Annotated in this window: 1 protein-coding gene; it reads right to left on the bottom strand. The window is 67.5% G+C overall.

All coding sequences use genetic code 11. The features are described 5' to 3' along the window. Positions 1 to 1,788, bottom strand: a 1,788-nt coding sequence (locus tag AC1DY5_RS53305; protein WP_478122297.1) for a transglutaminase family protein, incomplete at its 3' end; no start/stop codon positions are given. Positions 1,789 to 1,990: the final 202 nt, after the last annotated feature.

Below are 1,990 nucleotides of genomic sequence, written 5' to 3'. Positions count from 1 at the left end.
GGTATAGGGGACGGCGCCGCGGTCGGCGCCGGCACCGCTGGCCGAGCCGGCATAGCGCGCACGGTAGTCGGCCGCGCTCGGCAGGCTGCCGAGCGGCGCGGTCGGGTCGCGCTCGACCAGATAGGGGTAGTCGCCCTTGCTGGTCCAGGGCTGGGAGTCGAGCGGCAGCCGGTAGCCCATCGGCGAATCGCCGGGGATCAGGTACATGCGGTCGTCGCGCAGGAACCAGGGGCCGGTCTTCCAGCCCGGGCCGGCCAGCGCGGGCGCATCGAGGTCGGCGTTGCCGGCCTCGATCGGCAGCATGTAGCCGATCACCGCATCGAGCTTCTGCGTGAACACCCGTCGCAGGCGCACCCGCTCCATCTCGTCGTCGAGCTTGGAGTCGAAGGGATCGACGTTGACCGGCAGCCGGCGCTCCCGCCACAGGTAGTAGTAGACGTCCTCGTAGCCGGGCTGGATGAAGCGCTCGGTGAGGCCCAGGCGCTGCGCCAGCGCCGTCGTGAAGCGGCGCGCGTCCTCGCTCGTGTAGTTCGTGGGGTGGCGCTCGTCGGCGAACAGCGCGGGGTTGTGCCACAGCGTCTGGCCGTCGGCGCGCCAGTAGATCGACAGCGCCCAGCGCGGCAGCTGCTCGCCCGGATACCACTTGCCCTGGCCGAAGTGCAGGAAACCGCCCTGGCCGTATTCGGCCCGCAGTTTGTGCACCAGTTCGGTGGCATAGCCGCGCTTGGTCGGGCCGAGCGCATCGGTGTTCCATTCGGGCGCGTCGCGGTCGCTGGTGGCGACATAGGTCGGCTCGCCGCCCATGGTCAGGCGAACGTCGCCGGCTTTCAGGCGCTTGTCGACCAGCTCGCCGAGCGCCAGGACCTCGGCCCATTGCTCTTCGGTGTAGGGCTTGGTGACGCGCGGCGATTCGTGAATGCGCGTGACCTTCATCTCGTGGCCGAACTCGACCTCGGCATCGTCGACCACGCCTTCGATCGGCGCGGCGCTCGACGGTGTCGGCGTGCAGGCCAGCGGGATGTGGCCTTCGCCGGCCAGCAGGCCGGAGGTGGCGTCGAGTCCGATCCAGCCGGCGCCCGGCAGGTAGACCTCGCACCAGGCGTGCAGGTCGGTGAAGTCGACTTCAGTGCCGCTCGGGCCGTCGAGGGCCTTGACGTCGGGCGTCAGCTGGATCAGGTAGCCCGACACGAAGCGCGCCGCCAGCCCGCAGTGCCGCAGCAACTGCACCAGCAGCCAGCCCGAATCGCGACAGGAGCCCGAGGCGTTGGTGAGCGTTTCTTCCGGCGTCTGCACGCCGGGCTCCATGCGGATCAGGTAGTTGACATCGTGCTGCACCTGCTGGTTGAGCCCGACCAGGAAGTCGATGGTGCGCTGTTCCTTGCGATCGATCTTCTCGAGGTAGGCCTTGACCAGCGGCGTTGCCTCGTCGGCGACCAGGTAGGGGGCGAGTTCCTGGGCCTGCGACTCGGTGTACTTGAACGGGAAGTTCTCCGCCTGCGGCTCGAGGAAGAAGTCGAAGGGGTTGTAGACCGCCATCTCGACCACCAGGTCGACCGTAACCTTGAATTCACGCGTCTTCTCGGGGAACACCAGCCGGCCCTGGTAGTTCGCGAACGGATCCTGCTGCCAGTTGATGAAGTGCTCTTCGGGCTCGACCCGCAGCGAATACGAGATGACGTTGCTGCGGCAATGCGGTGCCGGGCGCAGTCGGATCACTTGAGGACCGAGTTGCACCGGGCGGTCGTACTTGTAGTGGGTGACGTGGTGTAGGGCGGCGTGAATGGACATTTTTTCTCGGTGCGTCGAGGGTGCCTCGGAGTGAGACGCATACTAGCCGACACACAAAGCAATTTGCGCGCCAAAGAAGTGCGCAAGGGAGTGAATTGCACATGCATCGGGAAGTCGGCTCGTGATGGCCGGGCCGGAGGCGCGCGCCCGGGTCGCGTTCGCCGCGATGGCGGGCTCGGTGCTGGGCGCGGCGCTGCAACTG

This window comes from Variovorax sp. P4_D9 (genome assembly GCF_056401695.1).
This window is presented reverse-complemented; position numbering and strand designations above follow the sequence as displayed.